Origin of the sequence: Pseudomonas sp. Root401 (assembly GCF_001425105.1) — a bacterium.
Classification (GTDB): domain Bacteria; phylum Pseudomonadota; class Gammaproteobacteria; order Pseudomonadales; family Pseudomonadaceae; genus Aquipseudomonas; species Aquipseudomonas brassicacearum.
Map to the genome: position 1 here is coordinate 41079 of NZ_LMDO01000064.1, position 25531 is coordinate 66609.

Consider the following 25531-nt stretch of genomic DNA (forward strand, 5'->3'; position numbering starts at 1 on the left):
GCACAAATGGCCTGGGTCTGTTCCTTGTTTGCGCTGTGCCCGGCAGAGATAGTCCCCGGGACTTCATGCACACCCTTTAAGGAACCCCCTTGAACCCATCCCATCGACATTCCTGGGGACTGGCTTTCGGCCTTTGCCTGATCACCCTTGCGGTCAACCTGCAGGCGCCGCTGTACACCACCTACGCGCAGTTGTCCGGCTACGGGGCCGGCGCCACGGCGGTGGCGTTTTCCGGTTATGTGCTGGGCGTACTGCCGGTCCTACTGGCGTTCGGCGGGCTGGCCGACCGGGTGGGACGCAAACCGTTGATCCTCGTCGCGCTCGGGCTGTCGATGCTGGCGACGCTGGTGACACTGCTCTGGCCGAGCCTGGAAGCGCTAGGTGTGGCGCGCCTGATGATGGGGGTGGGCACGGGGCTGGCCTCGGCCACGTCGACCGCCTATATGGCCGAGCTCATGGCAACCCGCGATCCCCGCTCGCCGGCCAACCGGGTCACCGCCAGCACTTCCCTGGGCTTTGGCCTGGGCGCGGCGTTGACCAGTCTGTTCCTGTTCGTCCATCACAGCGCCACGCCCGGCAGCTTCTGGTTGCAGCTGATGTTGGCTGCCATCGCGATCGTCGTGGTCTGGCGGTTACCGGACCCGGCGCTGAAGATCAAAGACGCACCGCTGCTGCGCCTGCCGTTGTTTCCCGCTGGCAGCCTGCCCTATAGTTTTTCCATGCTGCTGGCCTGGGCGACCTCGGGCCTGGTCATCGCCATATTGCCGTCAGTGCTGGCGACCCACGACTTGCAGCGTTGGTCTGGCCTGTCGACCTTCACGGTCATCAGTTGCGGCTTGCTCTTCCAACCCTGGGTTCGACGCATGCAACCGGCCAGGGCCACGGGCTTGGGCCTGTTGATCCTGCCCGCGAGCTACGTTTTGCTGGCCTGGGGCGCGAGCGCCGGCTCCCTGCTCGCCGTGTTGCTCGGAGCACTGGGCGCCAGCAGCGCTTGCTACGGTTTCCTGTACCTGGGCGGGTTGTCAGCCGTCACGGCCATGGCCGGCACGGAAAAGGCCCGGGTCAGCGCCGGGTTCTTCCTGTTCGCCTATGTCGGATTCAGCATCCCGGTGGTGGTGACCGGGTTGCTGGCTGACGCTTTCGGTGCTGACGTGGCGTTGATCGTGTTCGGCCTGGCACTGCTGGCGGGGGCGTCTATCACCGGATGGCGCATCGTCCGGACAAACGCTTATGTGAGCCACCCGTCCCACGGCTGACCCAAACCCTTTGCCAAGGAACTGCGTAGGAACTGCGTAGGAGCTGTGTAGGAGCTGTGTAGGAGCTGTGTAGGAGCTGTCGAGTGCAACGAGGCTGCGATCTTTCCCCAGACACTTGAATCTCAAGCGAAAGATCAAAAGATCGCAGGCTTCGCCAGCTCCTACAGCGCCTCCCCGGACACCGCGCCCGGAAAAGTCGTATACCATATCCCCACCTAAGCCGAACGACCCGCCGCCGTGACTTTATCCAAGTTCAACCTGCCTGACCTGGGCAACACCCCTTCCACCTCGGAAATCATCACCCGCCACCTGCGCGATGCCATTGTGGCCGGGCACTTTGCAGAGGACGAGCCCATTCGCCAGGATGACATCGCCCGGCAGTTCAACGTCAGCAAGATCCCCGTTCGCGAAGCCCTCAAGCGTCTGGAGGCCGAGGGCCTGGTGATGTTCCAGCGCAATCGCGGGGCGATGGTGACGCGCATTTCCGAGGCGGAGCTGGCGCAGATGTTCGAGGTGCGGATGCTGCTGGAAGACAAAGTACTGCGCCTGGCGATTCCCAACATGACCGAAGCCACCTTCGCCCGTGCCGAAAGCATCTGCCGGGAGTTCGTCGGTGAAGACGACGTCGGGCGCTGGGCCGAGCTGAACTGGCAACTGCATGCCTGCCTCTACGAACCGGCGCAACGGCCCTTCATGGTGGGTTTGATCCGCTCGGTCCATGACAAGCTGGAGCGCTACTTGCGCATGCAGATGAGCCTTTCGGCGGGCAAGGAACGCGCCGATCACGAGCACCGGGAAATCATCAAGGCCTGCCGCGCCGGTGACGTCGAGCGCGCCGTGATGCTACTGGACGAACACATCGCCGGCGTCTGCGAGACCTTGTTCAAGTTCCTGCCTTCCAGCCATTGATGGATCGGCCCTGTGCCGATTTCGTCATCGGCGACAGATAAAACCATCAAGCCGTCGCCCCCCGGCGCGGGCCACGCTTGCCGTCACTCATCTGAACGGACGTGGCCCTCCCATGAAACGCATCACCGTGATCGATTCCCATACCGGCGGCGAACCGACCCGACTGGTCACCGACGGTTTTCCTGACCTGGGCCAGGGCAGCATGGCCGAGCGCAAGCAACGCCTGGCCACGGAACACGACGCCTGGCGCAGCGCCTGCGTGCTGGAACCGCGGGGCAGCGATGTGCTGGTGGGGGCGCTGCTCTGTGAGCCGGTGGACCCGAGCGCCTGTGCCGGCGTGATCTTTTTCAATAACAGCGGCTACCTGGGCATGTGCGGCCACGGCACCATCGGCCTGGTGGCGTCACTGGCCCACCTGGGCAGGATCGGCCCCGGCGTGCACAGCATCGAGACCCCAGTGGGCACGGTACAGGCAACCTTGCACGAAGACCGCTCGGTCAGCGTGCGCAACGTGCCGGCCTACCGTTACCGCAAGGCGCTGGCCCTGGAGGTGCCTGGCATCGGCCAGGTGGTGGGCGACGTGGCCTGGGGCGGCAACTGGTTTTTCCTGATCGCCGACCATGGCCAACGCGTGGCCGGCGATAATCTCGACGCCTTGACCGCCTACACCTACGCCGTGCAGCAAGCCTTGGAACAACAGGGTGTTCGCGGCGAGGACGGCGGCCTGATCGACCACATCGAACTGTTTGCCGACGACCCGCAAGCCGACAGCCGCAACTTCGTGCTCTGCCCGGGCAAGGCCTATGACCGCTCCCCTTGCGGCACCGGCACCAGCGCCAAACTGGCGTGCCTGGCGGCCGATGGAAAACTGCAACCCGGGCAGATCTGGCGCCAGGCCAGTGTCATTGGCAGTGAGTTCGAGGGTTCCTACGAGCACTCGGGCGAGCGCATCGTGCCGACCATTCGCGGTCGCGCCTACATCAGCGCCGAAACCACACTGATCATCGAAGCGGATGACCCATTCGCCTGGGGCATTCGTCCGTGAGCGAGGGCCATGTCGCCGACGTGATCATCATTGGCGCAGGCATCATCGGTGCGGCCTGTGCCCAGGCGTTGGCCCGACGCAACATCAACGTGTTGGTGCTGGACGCCGGTTGGCACGGCGCCACGGCGGCCGGCATGGGGCACCTGCTGGTGCTGGATGACAACCCGGCGGAACTGGCCCTCAGTCAATATTCCCTGCAGCGCTGGCGCGAGCTGGCCCCGTCCCTGCCCGACGGCTGCGCCTGGCGCAACAACGGCACCTTGTGGCTCGCAGCCAATGCCGAAGAAATGGCGGTGGCCCACAGCAAGTACCTGAACCTGCTGGCCCACGGTGAAGCATGCGAATTGATCGGCCACGCCGCGCTGCATCAGCGTGAACCCGAGCTGCGCCCGGGGCTGGAAGGTGGGCTGCTGATCAAGGGCGACGGCATCCTCTACGCCCCGGCGGCCGCGCGCTGGATGCTCGACGCGCCGAACATTCGCCAGCAACGGGCACAGGTCAGCGAAGTCGACGGCGCTCGCGTGCGCCTCAATGACGGTCGCTGGTTGAGCGCCGAAGCGGTGATTCTCGCCAATGGCATCCAGGCCACTGAATTGTGCCCGGAACTGCCGATCGTGCCGAAGAAGGGCCACCTGCTGATCACCGACCGCTACCCCGCTACCGTCACCCACACCCTGGTGGAACTGGGCTACGTCACCAGCGCCCATAACGCCAGCGGACCGTCGGTGGCGTGCAATATCCAGCCGCGCCCGACCGGGCAATTGTTCATCGGTGCCTCGCGGCAGTTCGGCACCGTCGACCCGCAGGTGGAAGGCTGGATGCTGGCGAAAATGCTCAAGCGCGCCGTCGAATACTTGCCAGGATTGGCGCATCTGAACGGCATCAGGGCCTGGACCGGTTTTCGCGCAGCGAGCCCCGACGGCTTACCGCTGGTGGGCCAACATCCACAGCGCCAAGGGTTGTGGCTGGCGGTAGGTCACGAAGGCCTGGGCGTCACAACGGCGCCGGCAACGGCCGACCTGCTCGTCGCGCAACTGTTCGACGAAACCCCACCACTGGCCGCGCAGCCTTACCTGCCGCAGCGTTTTCTGGGAGAACCGACCCATGCCTGAAGCCCGACACACATCCCCTGTGGCGAGGGAGCTAGCTCGCGCAGGACTCTGTAGGAGCTGGCGAAGCCTGCGATCTTTTGATCTTTCGCTTGAGATTCCAGCTATCAGGAAAAAGATCGCAGCCTCGCTCCGCTCGACAGCTCCTACAGGCCCAGCGCGAGCTTGCTCCCTCGCCACAGGTTTTGGGTGTGCTCCTGACATCCACTTAGCCAAGGAGTATTGGAGCCATGCCTGACTTGTTTTTGGACGGCCGCCCACTGTACGTCGCCAACGGCACCAGCGTCGCGGCGGCATTGGCGTTGGGCGCGGATGGTTGCAGTCGCACCTCGGTCAGCGGCCAGCGCCGTGCGCCGTTGTGCGGCATGGGTATCTGCCAGGAGTGCCGGGTACTGATCGACGGCCGTCGACGCCTGGCCTGCCAGACCCTGTGCCACGACGGCATGCAGGTGCAGACCCGCCCATGAACGAAACCACCGACCTGCTGATCATCGGCGCCGGCCCCGCTGGCATGGCCGCCGCCCTCGCCGCAGCCAGCAGCGACGCGCGCATCGTGTTGCTGGACGACAACCCGCTGCCCGGCGGGCAGATCTGGCGTGACGGCCCCCAGGCCAACCTGCCCAGCGCCGCCCGACGCCTGCGCGAGCAACTGCACACCTGCGCCAACGTACGCTGCCATGCGGGTACTCGCGTGATCGCCTGCGCGGCGGATAAAACCTTGCTGGTGGAAGATGCCGAGCGCGGCTGGCAGATCAGCTACGAACGCTTGATCCTCTGCACCGGTGCCCGTGAGCTGCTGCTGCCGTTTCCCGGCTGGACACTTCCCGGCGTGACCGGCGCCGGCGGGTTGCAGGCGCTGATCAAAGGGGGCTTGCCGGTGCGTGGCGAACGGCTGGTCATCGCCGGCAGCGGCCCCTTGCTGTTGGCCAGCGCCGCCACCGCGAAGCATCAAGGCGCACAGGTGTTGCGTATCGCCGAGCAGGCTCGTCGCACCGCTGTTGGCGGTTTCGCCGCGCAACTGCCGCGCTGGCCGGGGAAGTTTTTCCAATCGTTCAATCTGTTCGACCGGCACTACCGTACCGACACCCATGTGGTGGAAGCACTCGGTCGGGAACGGCTGGAGGGCGTGCGTCTGCATCAACAAGGCAAGACAATTGAATTGGCCTGCGACCGGCTCGCCTGTGGCTTCGGGCTCATTCCCAATACCCAACTGGGCCAGGCCCTGGGCTGCGCGGTTGAAGACCAGGCGCTGGCGGTTGACGCCTGGCAAGCGACCACTCGCCATGAACATTACGCGGCAGGCGAATGCACCGGTTTTGGCGGCAGCGAACTGGCGCTGGTGGAAGGCGCCATCGCCGGCCATGCCGCCGTCGGCGACACCGAAGCCGCCCAGCAGCTGTGGCCGCGCCGCGCACGCTGGCAGGGTTTCGCCGGGGCATTGAACAAAGCCTTCGCCCTCGATCCACGGCTCAAGACCCTGGCCCGCAACGACACCCTGATCTGCCGCTGCGAAGACGTGCCATATGGCGAACTGGTCGGCCACGAAAACTGGCGCGAAGCGAAACTGGCAAGCCGCTGCGGCATGGGCGCCTGCCAGGGCCGAGTGTGCGGCGCCGCCCTGGAACACCTGTTCGACTGGACACCACCGACACCCCGCCCGCCTTTCAGCCCGGCGCGAATCGAAACCTTGCTGGACCTGGAAGAAACCCCGCCCACCTGAACCCGACACACATCCCACTCAGACCTGCATAGTCATACAACCTGCACTCACCGCATACCCTGTGGGAGCTGAGCTTGCTCGCGATAGCGGTGGGTCAGTTGGTAGAGATGCTGCCTGTGCCGCCGTCATCGCGAGCAAGCTCGGCTCCCACAGGGGATTGTCATAACCCCCAGATCTGTGAACACACCGGAATCCTGTGGGAGCGAGCCTGCTCGCGATGGCGGCGTGACAGACAGCACATTTTCGACTGACACTGCGCCATAGCTCCCACAAAAAAAGACGCCGCCGGCCATGTACCCCTCGCTCACTTCCCTAGCCCCCTGCGACCTCGACACCCTGCTGCGCAGCCTGCAACCCATCGCCCCGCTGTTGGACACCCTCGCGGACGTGGTGTTTTTCATCAAGGACAAGCAGGCCCGCTACGCCTTCGTCAACCAGACCCTGGCCCGCCGCTGCGGTTTCAAACACAGCGGCGACCTGCTCGGTCTCACCGCCGAACAAGTGTTCCCCGAGCACTTCGGTCCGCTGTACACCGAACAGGACCGCCGGGTACTGGCCAGCGGGCGGGAGTTGGCCGACCAGCTCGAACTGCATTTGTACTACGGCAACCAACCCGTCTGGTGCCTGACCCACAAGCTCGCCCTGCACGATCCAAACGGTCAGATCGTCGGCCTGGCCGGCATTTCCCGCGACCTGCAACTGCCGCAATCGAGCCATCCGGCGTTCCACAAACTGGCGGCGGTGGACGCCCATATCAAGCAGCACTTCGCCCGCCCCATCAGCCTTGCCGAGCTGACCGCCATTGCCGAATTATCGGTGGCGCAACTGGAGCGGCACTGCAAACGCATCTTCCAACTCACGCCGCGGCAGATGATTCACAAGGCAAGGCTGGAAGAAGCCTCACGGCTGTTACTCGACAAAGACCTGCCGATCACCGAGATCGCCCTGCGCTGCGGTTACACCGACCACAGCGCCTTCAGCCGCCAGTTCCGGGCCCTGACCAGCCTGTCGCCCAGCCAATATCGCGAGAATCAGCGCTGACCTTTGTTCCCTGATGGGGCGTCGGGCCCCGTGGCTGCTCCCATCTGTAACACCCGCGACAACGTAGCGCCCTGCCCATAATGCGTCATCACCAGTCGGGAAAGCCTCTAGATCAGCCCTCCAGTGGCATTACTGCGCCCCAAGCGGAAACGGGCATGCCGATTGCTTATCTAATATCGTATACGAAATCCTCAATACGATATCTCACCGCATTTATTCGACAGCGAGGCATTTATGAAAAACCCTGCATTGGCCGTAGCCCTCAGCGTTGTCCTCACCCCGCTTTTCATCGCCCCCGCCCACGCCGACAAGCTCGATGACATCATCGGCTCCGGCAAGCTGCGTTGCGCCGTGACCCTGGACTTTCCCCCGATGGGTTTTCGCGACGAAAGCAACAAACCGGCGGGCTTCGACGTGGACTATTGCCACGACCTGGCGAAGGTCCTTGGTGTAGATGCCGAAGTGGTGGAAACCCCATTCTCCGACCGAATCCCCGCGCTGCTGTCCGGCCGCGCCGATGTCATCGTCGCCTCCACCTCCGACACCTTGGAGCGGGCCAAGACCGTGGGCCTGACCGTGCCCTACTTCGCCTTCCAGATGGTCGTGCTGACCCGCGACAACACCGGCATCAACAGCTACGCCGACCTCAAGGGCAAAGCCCTGGGCAACACCAGCAGCACCTACGAAGCCATCGCCCTGGAGAAGGACCAGAAGAGTTGGGGCAGTGGCAGCTTCCGCGCCTACCAGTCGCAGAACGACACCTTGCTGGCCGTCGCCCAGGGGCACATCGACGCCACCGTGGTGACCAACACCGTGGCCGCCGCGACCATCAAGTCGGGCAAGTACAAGGGCCTGAAGATCGCCGGTGACGCGCCCTACGTCATCGACTACGTGTCCCTCGGCGCCAAGCGCAGCGAATACGGTTTGCTCAACTACCTCAACCTGTTCGTCAACCAGCAGGTGCGCACGGGTCGCTACAAGGAACTGTTCGTCAAATGGGTCGGCACCGACATCCCGCCGGCCAACCTGACCGTTCCCCAGGTCTACTACTGAGGATCGGCGCATGCCAAGCACGCCTGTCCGTGTGAAAGGCCGCAGCCTGGTGGAGGGTGCCGCCCAGGGCGCCCTGCTGTTCGCCGACGTGGGGCTGAGTTTCTGGGGCGGGGTCGATCCAGCCAGCGGTGAAATCATCGACCGCCACCATCCCTTGAGTGGTCAACGCCTGGCCGGGCGCGTGCTGGCGATCCCCAGCGGACGCGGCTCCTGCACCGGCAGCAGCGTCTTGATGGAACTGATCAGCAACGGCCACGCACCGGCAGCCCTGGTGCTCGCCGAAGCCGATGAAATCCTGACCCTGGGCGTGCTGGTAGCGCAGGTGATTTTCCAACGCTCGCTGCCGGTGGTGTGCGTGGGGCACGAGGCCTTCAATGGGCTGCGCGGCCAGGGTTTCGTGCGCCTGGAAGGCGACGTCCTGACACTGTCTGGCCGGCCGCCAAACGACGGTTGGCAAGGTTCTGACGTAGCGCCGCAGCTGCCCACGTCCTCGAGCCTGGCCCTGAGCGAACAGGACCGGGCATTGCTCGACGGCGCTCACGGCAAGGCTGCCCAAGTGGCAATGCAAATCGTGCTGCGCATGGCCGAGATCCAGGGCGCCACGCAACTGCTGGACGTGACCCAGGCCCACATCGACGGCTGCATCTACACCGGCCCGGCCAGCCTGCGCTTTGCCGAACAACTGGTGCAGTGGGGGGCGAAGGTTCGCGTGCCCACCACCCTCAACTCCATTTCCGTGGACCAGCGGCGCTGGCGGGAACTGGGGGTCGATCCGGCCCTGGGTGAACCGGCCAGTGCCCTGGGCGATGCCTACATGGCGATGGGCGCGCAACTGAGTTTCACCTGCGCCCCCTACCTGCTGGACACCGCGCCCAAGGCCGGCGAACAAATCGTCTGGGCCGAATCCAACGCGGTGGTCTACGCCAACAGCGTGCTGGGGGCGCGCACGCAGAAGTATCCGGACTTCCTCGATATCTGCATCGCCTTGTGCGGACGGGCACCGTTGACCGGCTGCCACCTCGACGACCCGCGCAAGGCCCGGCTGATCGTCGACGTACCGGCGCTGGGTCACGTGGACGACAGTTTCTATCCGCTGCTGGGTTATCACATCGGCAGCCTGGCGGGCCGGCGCATCCCGCTGATACGTGGGCTGGAACATGCCGCCCCCACCCTGGACGACCTCAAGGCCTTTGGCGCCGCGTTCGCCACCACCAGCGCCGCGCCGTTGTTCCACATCGCCGGGGTAACGCCGGAAGCCCTCGACCCTGCCGATGTCCTGGAGAGCGACGTCACCTTGCCGCAGGAAAGCGTCGATGCCGCCGGCCTGCTTGCCAGTTGGCGCGAGCTCAACAGCGCCCGGGACAACTGGGTGGACGTGGTGTCCCTGGGTAACCCGCATTTCTCCCTCAGCGAATTCGCCGCCCTCGCGACCTTGTGCACGGGCCGGGTCAAGCATCCGTATGTGGTGCTGGCGATCACCTGCGGCCGGACAGTGCTGGAGCAGGCCCGCAAAGCCGGGTATCTGGCCGCCATCGAGACCTTCGGCGCGGTGCTGGTGACCGATACCTGCTGGTGCATGCTGGGCGAACCGGTGATTCCGCCCCACGCCACCACGCTGATGACCAACTCCGGTAAATACGCCCACTACGCACCCGGCCTGGTCGGGCGTGGGGTGCACTTTGCCGCCCTCGCCGAATGCGTCGAGGCCGCCTGCACCGCCTCGACCCGCGGCCAGCCGCCGACATGGCTGCAACCCATCGCCCGCAGGGGGAGCCCGACTCATGTTTGACTACAGCTTCCAATGGCGTCCGGCCTTGCGCGCCCTGCCCGACATGCTCGCCGGGGCCTGGGTAACGTTCGAGACGGCCGCGCTGTCGATGATTTTCGGCGTGCTGATCGCCCTGGTGCTGACGGTGATGCGCCAGGCCCCGAATCGCTTGCTGCGGGGCGTGGGCAATGGCTGGGTGTCCATCGCCCGCAACACGCCCTCGCTGTTCCAGATCTACATTCTCTACTTCGGCCTCGGCTCCCTCGGGCTGCACGTCAGTTCCTGGCTGGCCTTGCTGGCCGGGATCACCTTCAACAACGCCGGCTACCTGGCGGAAAACTTTCGCGGCGGCCTCAAGGCCGTACCCGGTACGCAAATGCGCGCCGCCCGCTCCCTGGGGATGAGCGCCTTCCAGGCGTACCGGATGATCATCGTCCCACAACTGTTGCGCATCGTGTTCTACCCGTTGACCAACCAGATGGTCTGGGCGGTGCTGATGACATCCCTGGGCGTGGTCGTCGGCCTGAACAACGACCTCACCGGTGTCACCCAGGAATACAACGTCAAGACCTTCCGCACCTTCGAATACTTCGCCCTCGCGGCGCTGCTGTATTACCTGATCGCCAAGCTGATCGTCGGGTTGGCCCGGCTGTTGTCCTGGCGGTTGTTTCGTTATTGAGGAGCGTGGGTCATGTTTTCTACAAGCCTCAGCGTCAACGACCTGCTGTATTTGCTCGAGGGGGCCTGGGTCACGCTGCAACTGACCGTCTGGTCGATCCTTTTGGGCACCCTGGCCGGGTTGCTGTTCGGCCTGTTGCGGGCGTTGTTGCCACGGGCCAGCCTGCCGTTGGCCTGGTTGCTGGACGTGTTTCGCAGCGTGCCGCTGCTGATCCAGTTCGTGCTGTTCAACTCGCTCAAGAGCATCGCCGGCCTGAACCTCAGCGCCTTTGCCGTCGGTTGCATCGTCCTCGGCGTCTACGCCGCGGCTTACTTCACCGAGATCGTCCGCGGTGGCGTGCTGGCGGTGCCGTTGAGCACCCGTCGGGCCAGTCGGTCACTGGGCCTGAGCTATGTGCAGGACCTGCGGTTCATCGTCCTGCCGATCGCCACGCGGGTGGCCTTTCCCGGCTGGCTGAACCTGGTGCTGGGCGTGATGAAAGACACCGCCCTGGTGATGTGGATCGGCATTGTCGAATTGCTGCGGGCATCGCAAACCATCGTCACGCGCATTCAGGAACCCCTGCTGGTGCTGTGCATCGCGGGCCTCATTTACTACGTCATGAGCCTGGTGGTCGCCCGCCTCGGCGCACGCCTGGAAAGAAGGTGGCAGGAAAATGATTGAGATCGAAAACGTGCACAAATCCTTCGGTGACCTGGAAGTGGTCAAGGGTGTGAGCCTGACCGTGGACAAGGGCGAAGTGGTGTCGATCATCGGCGGTTCCGGCTCCGGCAAGTCGACCCTGCTGATGTGCATCAACGGCCTGGAACCGATCCAGAAAGGCAGCATCCGCGTGGACGGCATCGAGGTTCATGACCGCGCCACCGACCTCAATCGCCTGCGGCAGAAGATCGGCATCGTGTTCCAGCAATGGAACGCCTTCCCCCACCTGACCGTGCTGGAAAACGTGATGCTGGCGCCGCGCAAAGTGTTGGGCAAAAGCAGGCAGGAGGCCGAAGCACTGGCGGTGCAACAGCTTGAGCATGTGGGCCTGGGGGACAAGCTCAAGGCCTTCCCCGGCAAGCTTTCCGGCGGCCAGCAGCAACGGATGGCCATCGCCCGGGCGCTGGCCATGTCGCCGGACTACATGCTCTTCGACGAAGCCACCTCGGCCCTGGACCCGCAACTGGTGGGCGAAGTGCTGGACACCATGCGCATGCTCGCCGAAGACGGCATGACCATGGTGCTGGTGACCCACGAGATCCGCTTCGCCCGGGACGTGTCCGACCGCGTGGCGTTCTTTTGCAATGGCCGGGTCCATGAGATCGGGCCGCCGGACCAGGTGATTGGCAATCCGGTGCAGCCGGAGACGGCGGCTTTTCTCAAGTCGGTGAAATAGCCGATGGCCCCTTCGCGAGCAAGCTCGCTCCCACACTATTTCGGGTGCACCACAAAACCCTTTGTGGGAGCAAGGCTTACCCGCGATGAGGCCCGACCAGACAACACAAGGATTGATCCATGCGCTCATCAAAAATCATCCATGTAGTCAGCTGCCACGCCGAAGGCGAAGTCGGCGACGTGATCGTCGGCGGCGTCGCCCCACCGCCCGGCGCCACCGTGTGGGAACAGTCACGCTGGATCGCCCAGGACCAGACCCTGCGCAACTTCGTCCTCAACGAGCCCCGCGGTGGTGTGTTCCGCCACGTCAACCTGCTGGTGCCAGCCAAGGACCCGCGGGCGCAAATGGCCTGGATCATCATGGAGCCGGCCGATACCCCGCCGATGTCCGGCTCCAACTCGTTGTGCGTCGCCACCGTGCTGCTGGACAGCGGCATCCTGCCAATGACCGAGCCCCAGACCCGCTTGGTGCTCGAAGCCCCGGGCGGCCTGATCGAAGCGGTGGCCGACTGCCGCGACGGCAAGGTGCAACGGGTCGAGATCAAGAACGTGCCCTCCTTCGCCGACCGCCTCGATGCCTGGATCGAAGTCGAGGGCCTGGGCTCGTTGCAGGTGGACACGGCGTATGGTGGCGACAGCTTTGTCATCGTCGACGCCCAGCGCTTGGGCTTTGCCATCCGTCCTGACGAAGCCGCCGAACTGGTGGCCGTGGGCTTGAAGATCACCCGCGCCGCCAACGAACAACTGGGCTTCGTGCATCCGTTGAACCCCGACTGGTCGCACATCTCGTTCTGCCAGATCGCCGCGCCCATCGTCCATGAAAACGGCATCGCCACCGGCGCCAACGCCGTGGTGATCCAGCCCGGCAAGATCGACCGCTCGCCCACCGGCACCGGCTGCTCGGCACGCATGGCGGTGCTGCAGGCCAAGGGCTTGATGCAGGTCGGCGAGCGTTTTATCGGCCGCTCGATCATCGGTTCCGAATTCCACTGCCGCATCGATTCGCTGACCGACGTGGCCGGACGCCCGGCGATTTATCCGTGCATCGCCGGACGGGCATGGATCACCGGGACGCATCAGTTGTTGCTCGACCCGGCCGATCCGTGGCCCGAGGGCTATCGGCTTTCGGATACCTGGCCGGGTGCATGATTTTTTGAACTGGCGTCGCCTCTGTGGGAGCAAGGCTTGCCCGCGATGAAAATGACTCGGTCTTCCGGGAAACCGAGGCGCCTGCATCGCGAGCAAGCTTTGCTCCCACAGGAGATTTGTTGTGAATCCAACTTTACTTGCGTATACGAAATACCATAACCGGAGACAACCCATGAGCAAACGCATCAACTGGAGCGGCGTCTTCCCCGCCGTCACCACCCAATTCAACGATGACTTTTCCATCAACCTGGAAAAAACCCACCAAGTGATTTCCAACGTCATTCGTGACGGCGTTTCCGGCCTGGTGGTCTGCGGGTCGGTGGGGGAAAACACTTCCTTAAGCGCCGAGGAAAAAATCGCCGTGACCGAAGTCGCGGTAGACGCCTCCCGTGGCCGCGTGCCGGTGATCTGCGGCGTGGCCGAGTTCACCAGCGTGCAAGCCGCCAAGGTTGCCAACGCGGTGCGCAAGGTCGGCGTCGACGGGGTGATGCTGATGCCGGCGCTGGTCTACGGCTCCAAGCCCTTCGAGACCGCCGAGCATTTCCGCTACGTGGCCCGGCACGCCGACGTGCCGCTGATGGTCTACAACAACCCGCCGATCTACAAGAATGACGTGACACCGGACATCCTGATTTCCCTGGCCGATTGCGACAACGTGGTGTGTTTCAAGGATTCCTCCGGCGACACCCGGCGCTTTATCGACGTGCGCAACGAAGTCGGCGACCGTTTTGTGTTGTTCGCAGGCCTCGATGACGTGGTGCTGGAAAGCCTCGCCGTGGGGGCCGAAGGTTGGGTCTCGGGCATGTCCAACGTGTTCCCCCAGGAAGGCGAGACCATTTTCCGCCTGGCCCGCGCCGGGCGCTTCGCCGAAGCGATGCCAATCTATGAATGGCTGATGCCGATCCTGCACCTGGACGCCCGCGCCGACCTGGTGCAATGCATCAAGCTGTGCGAAGCCATCGCCGGCCGTGGCAGCGCCCTCACCCGCCCACCGCGCCTGGCCCTGCCGGAAGCGGACCGGGTGTATGTGGAGCAGATCATGGCCAAGGCCCTGGCCAATCGGCCGGTGTTGCCGGATGTGGGGCTTTAACCCAAGGGCATGGCGCTAACTGGCGGTGATTGCGCCGCCGCTATCGCGAGCAAGCTCGCTCCCACAGGGACCAAGGTGCAAGGAGGATTTGCAGCTCATACAAAATCCCTTGTGGGAGCGAGCTTGCTCGCGATAGCGGTCTGCCAGAGCCGGCTATGCTGGATGTGAGTCCCCATCGCGAGCAGGCTCGCTCCCACACTGTCTTGACGAGGCTTCCCATGAATTATTTCCTGGTCCAGGCCCTGAACAACCGATGGGCCAACCACAGGCTGCTCAGCGCTTGCGCGCGGTTGAGCGAGGCTGACTACGCGGCGCCGCGCACGGGGTTCTTCCCGTCCATCCAAGCCACGCTTTGCCACATCCTGGAAGTGGACCGCTATTACCTCACTGCCCTGGAAGGCGACCGCGATGGCCAGGTAAAGGACTTTTCCGAAACCCTGGCCTTTGCCCAACTGAAGCAAAGCCAAACCCAGACCGATCAGCGGCTGGTGGCGTTTTGCGAAGCGCTGCGGGAAGACGACCTCGCCCGCTCCGTCGACCTGGTGCGCGCCGACGGTGTGGTGCGCGAACGAATCGACCGGCTGCTGTTGCACCTGTTCGAACATCAGATCCATCATCGTGGACAGGTCCACAGCATGCTCAGCGCCACCCACGTCGCGCCGCCACAACTCGATGAGTTTTTTCTCGACTGCGACCGACCGTTTCGCAAGAACGAGGACCAACTGCTTCAATTGGATGAACGGCGGGTCTGGCGCCAATACCAGCCTGGTTGAACCGACCACCCAAAGGAGACCTTGCCATGAACTTCATGCTTCGTAGCATCGGTTTGGCGTTGATGCTGATCACCACGGCGGCACTCGCCCACCACGGCTGGAGCGAATACGACGCCAGCAATCCCCTGACGCTCGAAGGCACGATAAAGGAAGCCGGCTATTCCCATCCCCATGGCTACGTACGCCTGCAAACCACCGACAAAACCTGGACCGTCGTGCTGGCCCCGCCGTCACGCATGGAAAATCGGGGCCTGAGCAAAGACATGCTCAAAGCGGGTAACCGCGCCAGCGTGGTCGGCTATGCAAACCGCAACAAACCCGACGAGTTACGCGCCGAACGCATCACCATCGACGACAAGACCACCGAGTTGCGCTGATGCAGGCCTCCCAGGCAGGCTCAGCCCAAGGCTGGATGGACCGGCTGAGCGATTCGTCCCTGGCGTTGGCCATGCGCAGCGAGTTGTGGCTCTATCCCCTGGTGGAAGTGGTGCACATTATCGGCTTTTCGATATTGGTCGGCGCGGTGGTGATGTTCGACCTGCGCCTCCTCGGGCTGTCCAAGGGCATCGCCGTGACCGCACTGGCCCGCCACCTGCTGCCCTGGGCCGTTGCGGCCCTGCTATTGATCGTGCCTGCCGGGTTGATGATGTTCAGTGCGCATCCCCACGACTTCGCCGGCAACAACGTCTTCATCCTCAAGCTCTGCCTGATCGCGGCGGCGGGCCTCAACGCCCTGCTGTTCCACGTTGGAACCTACCGTTCAGTCGAGCAATGGGACACCGGTCACAAGGCGCCCGGTCTGGCCAGAATTCAAGCTCTGGTGTCCATGGCACTATGGATCTCGGTCATTCTCTGCGGTCGATTGCTGGCCTATACCTGAACTACACCTGAAAAAAATGCGATGGCCGCTGCCGGCCACCGCCAAATCGCCCACGTCAGGCGCTCTCAGATCCGTGCGGGAGACACGATGATCTTCACGTTGTGCTCCTTGTTGTTGACCAACTCCTCGAAGCCCTGCCCGACGATCTCCTCCAACTGGATGCGCCCGGTCACCAGCGGCGAGATATCCAGGCGTCCGTCGGCGATGAAGGCAATCACATCGGCGAACTCACCGTTGTAGGCCAGCGCGCCCAGCACTTGCTTCTCCGTGGAGACCAGCTCAAAGAAGTTGAACTCGCTCGGTTCCTCGAAGATTCCCACCAACACACACTTGCCGGCCTTGCGGATCAGGTCGATGGCCAGTTTGGCGGTGTGCTTGTTGCCGATGCATTCGAAACTGACATCGGCCCCCAGGCCACCGGTCAGGCGGCGGACTTCGGCCAGGGCGTCGCATTCGTTCGGATCTATCACATGGCTGGCCCCGACTTCCAGGGCCTTGGCCTTGCGCGCACCAGACATTTCCAGGGCAATCACCTGGGCCGCGCCGGCGGCCTTGGCGCACATGATGGTGCACAGGCCGATGGTCCCGGCACCGACCACCACCACGTTCTGGCCCAGCAGGCTGCCGGCCTTTTTCACCGCATGCATGCCCACCGCCAATGGCTCGATCAACGCACCGGCCTCGGCCGGGAAATCGGCGGGCAGTTTGTAGAGCAGGTTGGCCGGTACGTTGACCAGTTCGGCGAACGCACCGTTGTTCATCAGCCCGGTGAAGGCCAGGTTCTCGCAAATGTTGTAGAGCCCGTGAGTGCAGTAATAGCAGGTGCCGCAGTGCTGGCAGGCGTCCGCCGCCACTGGCTCGCCGACAGTGAAGCCTTCGACGCCCGCACCCAGTTCGACGATCTCGCCGCAGAACTCATGGCCGAGGATGCACTGGCCCTTGATCCCGGTCAGCGGGTGTGGCGCGTCCACCGGAATGAACACTGGCCCGGCCACGTATTCATGCAGGTCGGAGCCGCAGATACCGCACCATTGCACGCGGATCTGCACCCAACCGGCGGGCGGCGAAATCGGCAGTGGCACGTCTTCGACGCGGATGTCGTTGCGGCCATGCCAGACGGCGGCGCGCATGCTGCGGGTCGGCTTGATTGAAACGTTCATAACGTTGCCTCCAGAATTTTGTAGGGACGACGACGCCTGTCGCCGCCCGCTTGATCAGTGCTGCTCGATGAAGCCGAGGATCAGCCGGTTGACCTGCTCGGCCGCTTCCATTTGCACCATGTGGCCCTGGCCGGACAGCACCTCGACCTGGGCACTCAGCCCCTCGCTGTGGGCCGCCGGGATGATGGCGTCGTCACTGCCCCAGATCACCAGGGTCGGTACATGGCCGGCCTGCACCACTTCGCGCAAGTCCATCTGTTGGCGGCCGTCGGCGAACAGCGTCGTTGACAGTTGCTGCAGCGCCGCGTCCACGCCCTCCAGGCGCTTGTACTTGAGCATGTCGTCGAGCATCTGGCGGTTGACCAGTTCGGCATTGGAAAACAGCTGCACCAGTTGCGGCTTGAGGGCGTTGCGGTTGGCCGCTTCGACAAACCCTTGCAGGTAGCTGCCGTTGATCTGCGCGCCCAGCCCGGCGCTGCCGATCAAGGTCAGCGACCGGACTCGCTGGGGCATCAGGCGTGCGGCGTTAAGCGACACCGCCCCACCCATTGAATGCCCCACCAGATGCACAGCGTTGATGTCCAGGTGATCGAGCAAGGCCAGCACCACGCCGCTCAATTCGTCCAGATCGCCGCGTTGCAGGGCTTTCGAAGATTCGCCGTGGCCCGGCAGGTCCAGCGCAATGACTCGACGCCCAGCCGCCAACGCCTCATGGTTGAACAACCAGTTGTTCAGGTCGCCGCCGAAACCATGCACCAGCAACAACGGCGTACCGCCCTCGCCCCGCTCGAAATAGCGGATCACCCGGCCGTCCAACTCGATTTTCTGCGGTTTCGGCCCGCTGTCTTCGTCGGCCGCATCGCCGGGCACAAAGGTCGATTGGAACTGCTCGATGACCGCATCGATATCGGCATCGCTGGCTTCGCCGTCGACCACGATGCCGAGCAAGGCGCCGACCGCCAGGGTTTCATCCTGGCGGGCGATCTGGCGACGCAGGATGCCGGAAAACGGTGCCTCGACGCTGCTGGAGATCTTGTCGGTCTCCACGTCCATCACTTCATCGCCCTTGGTGATGGCCTGGCCCTCCTCCTTGAGCCAGGCATCGACCCGGCCCTCGGTCATCGACAGGCCCCACTTGGGCATGGTCAGGGTATGAATCTGGCTCATCAGCGCTTGCTCCACTCGATCACGTTGAGCACGGCTTGTTCGATCTTCGCCGCGTCAGGGATGTACAGGTCTTCCAGCGAATCGGAGAACGGCACCGGGGTGTGCGGCGCGGTGACCATTTCAATCGGCGCCTTGAGCGCGCCAAAGGCTTTTTGCGCCACCAGCGCCGAAATATCGGTGGCCATGGAACAGCGTGGGTTGGCCTCATCGATCACCACCAGGCGCCCGGTCTTCTCGACACTTTCCAGGATGCTGTCCTCGTCCAATGGGCTGGTGGTGCGCAGGTCGATGACTTCGCAGTCGATGCCACGCCCGGCCAGGCTGCGCGCCGCGTCCATCGCGGTGTTGACGGTGCGCCCGTAGGACACGAGGGTCACGTCCTTGCCGTCACGCAGGAAGTTGGCCTCGCCAAAGGGAATGGTGTAGAGCTCTTCCGGCACCTCGCCCTGCATGCTGTAGAGCAACTTGTGCTCGCAGAAAATCACCGGGTCGTTGTCGCGGATCGCCTGGATCAGCAGGCCCTTGGCGTCGTAAGGCGACGATGGGCAGACCACTTTCAGTCCCGGAATGTGCGTCCACAACGACGTGAGCATCTGCGAATGCTGGGCGGCGGCGCGCAGGCCGGCGCCGACCATGGTGCGGATCACCAGGGGCGTGGAGGCCTTGCCGCCGAACATGTAGCGAAACTTCGCCGCCTGGTTGAGGATCTGGTCCAGGCAGCACCCGGCAAAGTCGACGAACATCAGTTCGCACACCGGGCGCACGCCGCAGGTGGCGGCCCCGACCGCCGCGCCGACGTAACCGATTTCCGACAGCGGCGTGTCCAGCACGCGTCCGGGGAACTGGTCGTAAAGCCCCTTGGTAACGCCGAGCACGCCGCCCCAGGCGTCGTTTTCACCGGGTGCGCCAGCGCCACCGGCCACGTCCTCACCCATGATGAAGACGCTGGAGTCGCGGCGCATTTCCTGGGCCAGGGCCTCGTTGATTGCCTGCTGATAGCTGATTTTTCTCGCCATGATGGGATTCTCTATTGTTGTTATTCAGGAGGGCGTTCAGGGATAGCTGACGTAGACGTCGGTCAGCAGGTCCGCCGCGGTGGGCTTGGGATCGGATTTGGCCTTGTTCACGGCGTTTTCAATCAGCATGTCCACTTCCTTGTCGATCTGGTCCAACTGCTCGACGGTGAGCAAGCCGGCCCGGGTGGTGCGCTCGCGGAACTGCATCAAGCAATCCTGGTTCTCGCGAAAATGCTTGACCTCGTCGGGCGCCCGATAGGTTTGGGCGTCGCCCTCGAAGTGGCCGTAGTAGCGGGTCAGCTTGACCTCGATCAGCGACGGCCCTTCCCCGGCACGGGCGCGTTCGACGGCGGCCCCGGCGGCCTCATGCACGGCAAAGAAGTCAAAACCGTCCACCGTCACCCCGGGCATGCCGAACCCGGCCGCACGGTCGGCGATGTGATCGCAGGCCACCGACCAATTGGAGGCGGTGGCTTCGGCGTAGCCATTGTTTTCGGCGATGAACAGGCACGGCAGGTTCCACACCGAGGCCATGTTCATGGCTTCGAACACCGCGCCCTCGTTGGAGCCGCCGTCGCCGAAAAACACCACGGCGACGCTGTCGGTGCCCTTGAGCCGGGCCGCCAGCGCGGCGCCGACCACCAGCGGCGCGCCGGCACCGACAATGCCGTTGGCACCGAGCATGCCCTTCTCGAAATCGGCGATGTGCATCGAACCGCCCTTGCCTTGGCAGACGCCGGTTTTCTTGCCATAGATCTCGGCCATCATCCCGTAGACATCCACGCCCTTGGCGATGCAATGGCCGTGACCACGGTGGTTGGACGCGATGCAATCGTCATCGCCCAGGTGGGCCATGACGCCGGCGGCCGAGGCTTCTTCGCCGGCATACAGGTGGACGAAACCGGGAATCTCGCCGGTAGCGAACTCCACGTGCAGGCGCTCTTCGAAGGCGCGGATGGTGCGCATCACCTGGTAGGCGTGCAGCAGTTGATCGTGGGTGAGCGGTGTCGACATTTTTATTCTCCTGGGGTGTCTTCTTGAAGATTCAGAGGGTGTTGCGGGTGTTCGCGGCCGATGGCCAGCAAACGCTGTTGCGCGGCGTAGGCCAGCACCGCGTTGACGTCGATGCTCAGCGGGCCGCCGGCATCGAGGGTGACCGTGGGCCGGTCCTGCGCGTTGAATTCGATTTCCCGCTCGCCATCCAGGGCCAGGGTGCCGCTGGAGAGCGACAGGCCGTGGGCGACGCCAGGTTCCAGGGGCCCGGCAGCGAGCACGCCACAGCCTTGCAGTAGCCCTGGCGCGAGCGGCACCAGCAGCGCTTCGGGGGATTGCGGGTCCAGGCGCATCCAGGCGCCACCCGGTGCCTGGCGCGACACCGGAAACCACAAGCCGCACAGCGCCGACAGGCCAATGGATTGCGGTTCGGCGAAGGTCACGAAGACTTCAGCCAGGTCCTGTGCGCGACTGATCGCCCGGGCGCCGACAAAGCGCAGCGGCGACACGGCGACGTCCACCAGGGCGACTTCGCGCAAGCCACGTCCGGCATCACAGACCAACAAGCGTTTGTTGCGGCGCAAGCCGATCGAGTCCGGGATCCGGCCACTGGCGTACAACCCTCCGGCCAAGCCGGCACTGGTGGCCTCGCGCAGTTCGGGAAAGGCGTTGTTGGTGCCGGTGGACAGGGTCAGCAACGGGATGTCCCCCACTTCGGCGGCCACCGCCTTGTGGGTGCCGTCGCCGCCAAGCACGGCGATCAACGCCACCTCGCGCTCGGCCATCAGGCGTGCGGCCCGGCGGGTGTCTTCGACGGTCTGGCGCAGGGTCAGGTCGAGGAACTCCAGGGCCGGCCAGTGGCTGCTGCGGGCCTGGCGGCTGTGGCTGTTCTTCAGCACGGCGGCGGCCATGCCAATCATGTCGGTGGGCATCAACACCTGTTCGATGCCGGTGGCGCCGAAAGCGGCCAGCAGGCGCTGGATCACCGAGACCTTGTCAGTGCTGGAAAACAGCCCGGCATTGGCGGTCAGGCGCCGCACATCACGGCCCGATGCGGGGTTGGCGATGATGCCCACGGTCAGTGGCCGGCGACTCATGACGCCACCGTGGAGGGGGCAGGCACACGGCCTGGGCAGGAAACCATAGACACCTCGTTGTTATTATTGGATGACCCGTCGAGCGGGCCCCAGAGGTAGAGCAAGGGCGGTGCCAGTTGTGAAAAAAACCTGCTCAAAGCCCGGGCCAGAGCGCCCCCCATGGGATTTTCGATGAAGCGAACCGAGCCCCGGTGAGACGCCCCATGTCAGCCTGCACGAGGTTTCGGCGAGACGCTGAGACGTGGCGTCTCACACCGCCCGAAGAACCCGTCGAGCTTGTCTGCACCCGGCGAACGGCGCTTAATGTGCGCACAACGATAAGAAGCTGAATCGGAGGCCTCTATGCTTTCCGCTCACTCCCGGGCGCACGTGGATTGCGTCAGCCGCGTGGTGAAAAACGCGAACCAATTGCCACAACTGCCCGTCCCGGACCTGATCCTCGACTCCTGGCGCCGGTCCATGGAGCAACATCACCTGGACCCCGGTTCGCTGCAGGGCCCGCGCATCCTGTCCCAGGACGTGCTCAAGCAATGCCGTGAGCGCTCCGAGCTGTTCCTCAATATCGCCAGCGAAGAAGTGGCCCGCCTCCATGGCCGGGTCCGCGATGCCGACTACTGCGTGCTGCTGACCGATGCCCAGGGCCAGACCATCGACTATCGGGTGGAAACCACGATTCGCAATGACTGCCGCAAGGCCGGGCTGTACCTGGGCACCTGTTGGTCGGAGGGCGAGGAAGGCACCTGCGGCGTGGCGGCAGTGCTCACGGCCAAGGCCCCGGTAACGGTGCACAAGCGCGACCATTTCCGGGCGGCGTTCATTGGCCTGACCTGCTCCGCCGCACCGGTCTTCGATCCCCAGGGCGAATTGCTCGGGGTGCTGGACGTCTCGGCGGTGCGCTCGCCGGATGATCGGCGCTCGCAGCACCTGATCCGGCAAATGGTGGTGCAGAGCGCCCGGGAGATCGAACAGGCGTTTTTCATGAGCAGCGCCCAGGGTTACTGGGTGCTGCGGGCCCATCGCAACGCCGGCTACGTCGACAGCCAGCCGGACTTCCTGTTCGCCTGGGACGACGACGGTTGCCTGCAAGCCTTGAACCCGGCCGCCCGCCAGTACCTGCTGCAACATTACGGGCAGTTGCCGCAACACATCGGCCAGGTGTTCAACCAGCAGTTGCTGCACCGTGCCCGGGACGAAAGCCTCTGCTCGCTCGACCACGCCATGCACGGGCGCTTGAGCGCGCCGCGCCAGCGGGCCAGTTCACGTTCGCGGGTGGCGATGACCCCGTTGGAGATCGATCCACGCCTGGCCGACAGCCTGCGCCTGGCGGTGCGGGTGAAAGATCGCAACCTGCCGGTGCTGATCCAGGGCGAAACCGGTTCCGGCAAGGAAGTGTTCGCCCGTCAGTTACACCAGGCCAGCCAGCGCCGTGATCGCCCTTTCGTGGCGTTGAACTGCGCCGCCATTCCCGAAAGCCTGATCGAGAGCGAACTGTTCGGCTACGTCGCCGGCGCCTTCACCGGCGCCTCGGCCAAGGGCATGCAGGGCCTGTTGCAACAGGCCGATGGCGGCACCTTGTTCCTGGATGAAATCGGCGACATGCCGCTGGCCTTGCAGACCCGCCTGCTACGCGTATTGGCCGAGGGTGAAGTGGCGCCGCTGGGCGCGTCCCGCCGCAAGGCCGTGGACATCCAGGTGATCTGCGCCACCCACCGCGACCTGGAGACCCTGGTGGCCGCCGGCGAGTTTCGCGAGGATTTGTATTTCCGCCTGGGTGGCGCGCGCTTCCAACTGCCACCGTTGCGCGAACGCAGCGACCGGCTGGCGTTGATCAATCGAATTCTTGCCGAGGAGTCGGCGCTGTGCGGGGCAACCGTGCAATTGAGCAGCGCGGCCCTGGAATGCCTGCTCGGCTATCACTGGCCGGGCAATGTGCGCCAGCTGCGCCATGTGCTGCGTTATGCGTGCGCGGTGTGCGAAGCCAGTGTGGTCCAGCTCAGCCACCTGCCCGAGTCAATGCACCGCGTGGACGCCACCGACCACGGACCGGAACCGAGCGCCAGCCCGGAACGCCAGGCACTGCTCGATGCCTTGGTGCGCCACCGTTGGAAACCCACCGCAGCCGCCCGGGCCCTGGGCATTTCCCGGGCGACCCTGTATCGACGGGTAAACCTGCATGGCATCGAAATGCCAGGCCGCAGCCCAGCCTGAGGGCCTATCGTCGCGCCAACTCATGACGCACACATTGTTCGTAGTAGGTCTGCTTGACCGCGACCGGCTTGAGACGCGAGGCGCTGTTGTAGGTCTGCTCGGTAATGCCCAGGGCAGTCATGCGCATCCAGGGCCGGGGAAACTTGCGCACTTGCAGCTTCTTGCGCGCGCCGTACAGGCTGACGCCGGAAAGCTTCGACGCCTGCGCCCCTGCCGCGATGTCCGAACCCCAGCGGCACACCGACTGTTGGTTTTGCGTCAGCGCCCTGGCCTGGGCCTCAAGCGAAACGGCGGCCAGGAGAAACGTCGCCACGACCCACATAGAAATACGCATAGGTTTGTCGCCCAACTTTCTGAAAGGAAAGAAGTTTGACCTTATGTAACTGAGCAAGGGGCCAGCATTTTCACGCCATTCTCGAATCCGCATGCACTCCTGTGACGAAGGAGCTTGCTCCCGCTGGGTTTGTGTAGGAGCTGCCGAAGGCTGCGATCTTTTGATCTTTTGATCTTTCGCTTGAGACTCAAGTGTCTGGGGAAAGATCGCAGCCTCGTTGCACTCGACAGAGCGGGAGCAAGCTCCCTCGCCCGGGGGTCATTGGCCCGCCTTCGCCTCCTGCAGCAGTTGCTGGATCACCTGCTCCTGCTCGCCATAGCGTCCTTCGCCAAAATGGCTGTAGCGCACCTGCCCCTTGGCATCGATGAAGTAATGAGCCGGCCAGTACTGATTGTTGAAGGCGCGCCAGATCGCATACTGATTGTCGATCGCCACCGGGTAGTGGATGTCCAGCTTGCGCACCTGCTCGCGCACGTTGTCGATGATTTTCTCGTAGCCGTACTCCGGGGTGTGGACACCGATCACCACCAGCCCGTCCTTTTCATACTTCTTCGCCCAACCGTTCACATAGGGCAAGGTGTGCTGGCAGTTGATGCAGTCGTAGGTCCAGAAGTCCACCAGCACCACCTTGCCCTTGAGTGATTCGCTGCTCAGCGGGGGCGAGTTCAGCCATTGCACCGCGCCGTCCAACGCAGGCATGGCGCCCTGGGATTCGAGGGCCGGCATGGAACTTGCGCCAGCCTTGCTCACCACATAGTCGATGGCCTTGGGCACGTTCTCCAGCAGGCTTTTTTCCAGGCTGGCCGATTGTTGGGAGGAAGTCGCCGCCAACAAGCGGTCATCCGCCCCGGTGCCAATCGCCACGGCCGCCAGCAACACCACAGCTCCCGTTCCCCGGCGCAGCCAGGTGGTGATCGGCAGCGAGAGTTTCAGGCGTCCGACCAGTCCACGCCCGGCCAGGATCAGCGTGCCCAGGGACAAGGCACTGCCCAGGCCGTAGGCGAGCAGCAGCAGGCTGGTTTGTGCGCTGGCGCCTTGCAGCATGGCCCCGGTCAGGATCACCCCGAGTATCGGTCCGGCGCACGGTGCCCAGAGCAGCCCGGTGGCGACCCCGATCAGCACTGAAGCCACAGGCCCGGCCATCCGCCCGGCGCCGGCGTCCAGGCGATTGCCCAGGCTGACCAGCGGCCGCGCCAGCCAAGTGCCGACCCGACTGAAGATCAGCGACAAGGCAAACACCACCATCACCACCAAGGCCACTTGGCGGCCGACGCTGCTGGCACGCAGCACCCACTCGCTGCTGACCACCGCCAGGCTGGAGACCAGGGCAAACGTCAGCACCATGCCACCAAGGGTCAGCAGCACCGAGCCACGGGAGCGATCGGCCCGGGCAAACAGAAACGGCACCACCGGAAGAATGCAGGGGCTGAGGATCGTCAGGATCCCGCCGAGAAAAGCGATCAGAAGCATGGCAACACCTCAATATAAAAGGCTGACGTAGAACTTGTGGCGAGGGAGCTTGCTCCCGCTGGGCTTGTGTAGGAGCTGCCGAAGGCTCGGGCCGCGTTCGGACGATCTTTTGATCTTTCGCTTGGGACTCAAGTGTCTGGGGAAAGATCGCAGCCTCGTTGCACTCGTCAGCTCCTACACAGCTCCTACACAGCTCCTACACAGTTCCTACGCCCCAGCGGGAGCAAGCTCCCTCGC

General features: G+C 64.1%; 25 protein-coding genes. 18 read left to right on the forward strand and 7 right to left on the reverse strand.

All coding sequences use genetic code 11. The features are described from left to right. The first annotated feature begins 89 nt into the window (after nt 1-89). From ASC85_RS27560 to ASC85_RS27640, 17 genes are all read left to right on the forward strand, one after another. Nucleotides 90-1256, forward strand: a complete 1167-nt coding sequence (locus ASC85_RS27560) for an MFS transporter (protein ID WP_057452158.1) — start codon at nt 90-92, stop codon at nt 1254-1256. Between the two features lie 237 nt (nt 1257-1493). Continuing rightward, entirely contained in the window at nt 1494-2165 is a 672-nt protein-coding gene (locus ASC85_RS27565; protein WP_057452159.1) for a GntR family transcriptional regulator, read from the forward strand. A 112-nt stretch (nt 2166-2277) separates the two neighbouring features. Next, nucleotides 2278-3210: a 4-hydroxyproline epimerase gene (locus ASC85_RS27570; RefSeq protein ID WP_057452160.1), complete on the forward strand. Its 933-nt coding sequence runs from the start codon at nt 2278-2280 to the stop codon at nt 3208-3210. Further along, nucleotides 3207-4322 (forward strand): NAD(P)/FAD-dependent oxidoreductase, encoded by a 1116-nt coding sequence (locus tag ASC85_RS27575; RefSeq protein ID WP_057452161.1) that lies wholly within the window; start codon nt 3207-3209, stop codon nt 4320-4322. The genes ASC85_RS27570 and ASC85_RS27575 overlap by 4 nt, the downstream gene beginning before the upstream one ends. A 227-nt stretch (nt 4323-4549) precedes the next feature. Then, a complete protein-coding gene (locus tag ASC85_RS27580) occupies nt 4550-4786 on the forward strand; it encodes a 2Fe-2S iron-sulfur cluster-binding protein (RefSeq protein ID WP_057452162.1) in 237 nt (78 codons plus the stop codon). Then, nucleotides 4783-6039: an NAD(P)/FAD-dependent oxidoreductase gene (locus ASC85_RS27585; RefSeq protein ID WP_057452163.1), complete on the forward strand. Its 1257-nt coding sequence runs from the start codon at nt 4783-4785 to the stop codon at nt 6037-6039. Before ASC85_RS27580 ends, ASC85_RS27585 begins: the two co-directional genes overlap by 4 nt. A gap of 291 nt (nt 6040-6330) precedes the next feature. Further along, entirely contained in the window at nt 6331-7080 is a 750-nt protein-coding gene (locus ASC85_RS27590) for an AraC family transcriptional regulator (RefSeq protein ID WP_057452164.1), read from the forward strand. 234 nt (nt 7081-7314) lie between these two features. Then, nucleotides 7315-8133 (forward strand): ABC transporter substrate-binding protein, encoded by an 819-nt coding sequence (locus ASC85_RS27595; protein WP_057452165.1) that lies wholly within the window; start codon nt 7315-7317, stop codon nt 8131-8133. A gap of 10 nt (nt 8134-8143) precedes the next feature. Further along, nucleotides 8144-9922 carry a cis-3-hydroxy-L-proline dehydratase gene (gene lhpI / locus ASC85_RS27600; RefSeq protein WP_057452166.1) on the forward strand — a complete coding sequence of 593 codons (1779 nt, stop codon included), beginning with the start codon at nt 8144-8146 and terminating at the stop codon, nt 9920-9922. After that, nucleotides 9915-10580 (forward strand): amino acid ABC transporter permease, encoded by a 666-nt coding sequence (locus ASC85_RS27605; protein ID WP_057452167.1) that lies wholly within the window; start codon nt 9915-9917, stop codon nt 10578-10580. The genes lhpI and ASC85_RS27605 overlap by 8 nt, the downstream gene beginning before the upstream one ends. A 12-nt stretch (nt 10581-10592) precedes the next feature. Continuing rightward, a complete protein-coding gene (locus ASC85_RS27610) occupies nt 10593-11243 on the forward strand; it encodes an amino acid ABC transporter permease (protein WP_003202560.1) in 651 nt (216 codons plus the stop codon). After that, the gene (locus tag ASC85_RS27615) at nt 11236-11958 is read left to right on the forward strand and encodes an amino acid ABC transporter ATP-binding protein (RefSeq protein ID WP_057452168.1); all 723 of its coding nucleotides are present in this window, start codon (nt 11236-11238) and stop codon (nt 11956-11958) included. Before ASC85_RS27610 ends, ASC85_RS27615 begins: the two co-directional genes overlap by 8 nt. A 119-nt stretch (nt 11959-12077) precedes the next feature. Next, nucleotides 12078-13106 carry a trans-3-hydroxy-L-proline dehydratase gene (locus ASC85_RS27620; RefSeq protein WP_057452169.1) on the forward strand — a complete coding sequence of 343 codons (1029 nt, stop codon included), beginning with the start codon at nt 12078-12080 and terminating at the stop codon, nt 13104-13106. 172 nt (nt 13107-13278) lie between these two features. Beyond that, a complete protein-coding gene (locus ASC85_RS27625) occupies nt 13279-14196 on the forward strand; it encodes a dihydrodipicolinate synthase family protein (RefSeq protein WP_003202565.1) in 918 nt (305 codons plus the stop codon). 218 nt (nt 14197-14414) lie between these two features. Further along, nucleotides 14415-14969, forward strand: coding sequence for a DinB family protein (locus ASC85_RS27630; protein ID WP_057452170.1), 555 nt, complete (start codon nt 14415-14417; stop codon nt 14967-14969). Nucleotides 14970-14995: 26 nt separating this feature from the next. Continuing rightward, complete coding sequence (locus ASC85_RS27635; protein ID WP_057452171.1) at nt 14996-15346, forward strand: DUF6152 family protein; 351 nt, start codon at nt 14996-14998, stop codon at nt 15344-15346. After that, on the forward strand, nt 15346-15849 hold the full coding sequence (locus ASC85_RS27640; protein WP_057452172.1) for a DUF6644 family protein: 504 nt from the start codon (nt 15346-15348) through the stop codon (nt 15847-15849). Before ASC85_RS27635 ends, ASC85_RS27640 begins: the two co-directional genes overlap by 1 nt. 65 nt (nt 15850-15914) lie before the next feature. Here ASC85_RS27640 and ASC85_RS27645 read toward each other — a convergent pair whose 3' ends face one another. The 5 genes from ASC85_RS27645 to ASC85_RS27665 all read right to left on the reverse strand — a co-directional run bounded on the left by ASC85_RS27645 (nt 15915) and on the right by ASC85_RS27665 (nt 21282). Beyond that, on the reverse strand, nt 15915-16979 hold the full coding sequence (locus tag ASC85_RS27645; protein WP_236712423.1) for a 2,3-butanediol dehydrogenase: 1065 nt from the start codon (nt 16977-16979) through the stop codon (nt 15915-15917). Nucleotides 16980-17063: 84 nt separating this feature from the next. Further along, a complete protein-coding gene (locus ASC85_RS27650; RefSeq protein ID WP_057452174.1) occupies nt 17064-18176 on the reverse strand; it encodes an acetoin dehydrogenase dihydrolipoyllysine-residue acetyltransferase subunit in 1113 nt (370 codons plus the stop codon). Next, nucleotides 18176-19192: an alpha-ketoacid dehydrogenase subunit beta gene (locus ASC85_RS27655; RefSeq protein ID WP_014339122.1), complete on the reverse strand. Its 1017-nt coding sequence runs from the start codon at nt 19190-19192 to the stop codon at nt 18176-18178. The genes ASC85_RS27650 and ASC85_RS27655 overlap by 1 nt, the downstream gene beginning before the upstream one ends. Before the next feature lie 36 nt (nt 19193-19228). After that, a complete protein-coding gene (locus ASC85_RS27660; RefSeq protein WP_003202577.1) occupies nt 19229-20206 on the reverse strand; it encodes a thiamine pyrophosphate-dependent dehydrogenase E1 component subunit alpha in 978 nt (325 codons plus the stop codon). A 2-nt stretch (nt 20207-20208) separates the two neighbouring features. After that, nucleotides 20209-21282, reverse strand: coding sequence for an ATP-NAD kinase family protein (locus tag ASC85_RS27665; protein ID WP_014339120.1), 1074 nt, complete (start codon nt 21280-21282; stop codon nt 20209-20211). Between the two features lie 342 nt (nt 21283-21624). Here ASC85_RS27665 and ASC85_RS27670 point away from each other — a divergent pair, with 342 nt between their 5' ends. Further along, on the forward strand, nt 21625-23490 hold the full coding sequence (locus ASC85_RS27670; protein ID WP_057452175.1) for a sigma-54-dependent Fis family transcriptional regulator: 1866 nt from the start codon (nt 21625-21627) through the stop codon (nt 23488-23490). Nucleotides 23491-23494: 4 nt separating this feature from the next. On the opposite strand, the gene ASC85_RS27675 is transcribed toward ASC85_RS27670, so the two are convergent. Together ASC85_RS27675 and ASC85_RS27680 are read right to left on the reverse strand one after the other, a co-directional pair. After that, nucleotides 23495-23824 carry a hypothetical protein gene (locus ASC85_RS27675; protein ID WP_027911912.1) on the reverse strand — a complete coding sequence of 110 codons (330 nt, stop codon included), beginning with the start codon at nt 23822-23824 and terminating at the stop codon, nt 23495-23497. 258 nt (nt 23825-24082) lie between these two features. Next, a complete protein-coding gene (locus ASC85_RS27680) occupies nt 24083-25294 on the reverse strand; it encodes a cytochrome c biogenesis protein DipZ (protein ID WP_057452176.1) in 1212 nt (403 codons plus the stop codon). Nucleotides 25295-25531: the final 237 nt, after the last annotated feature.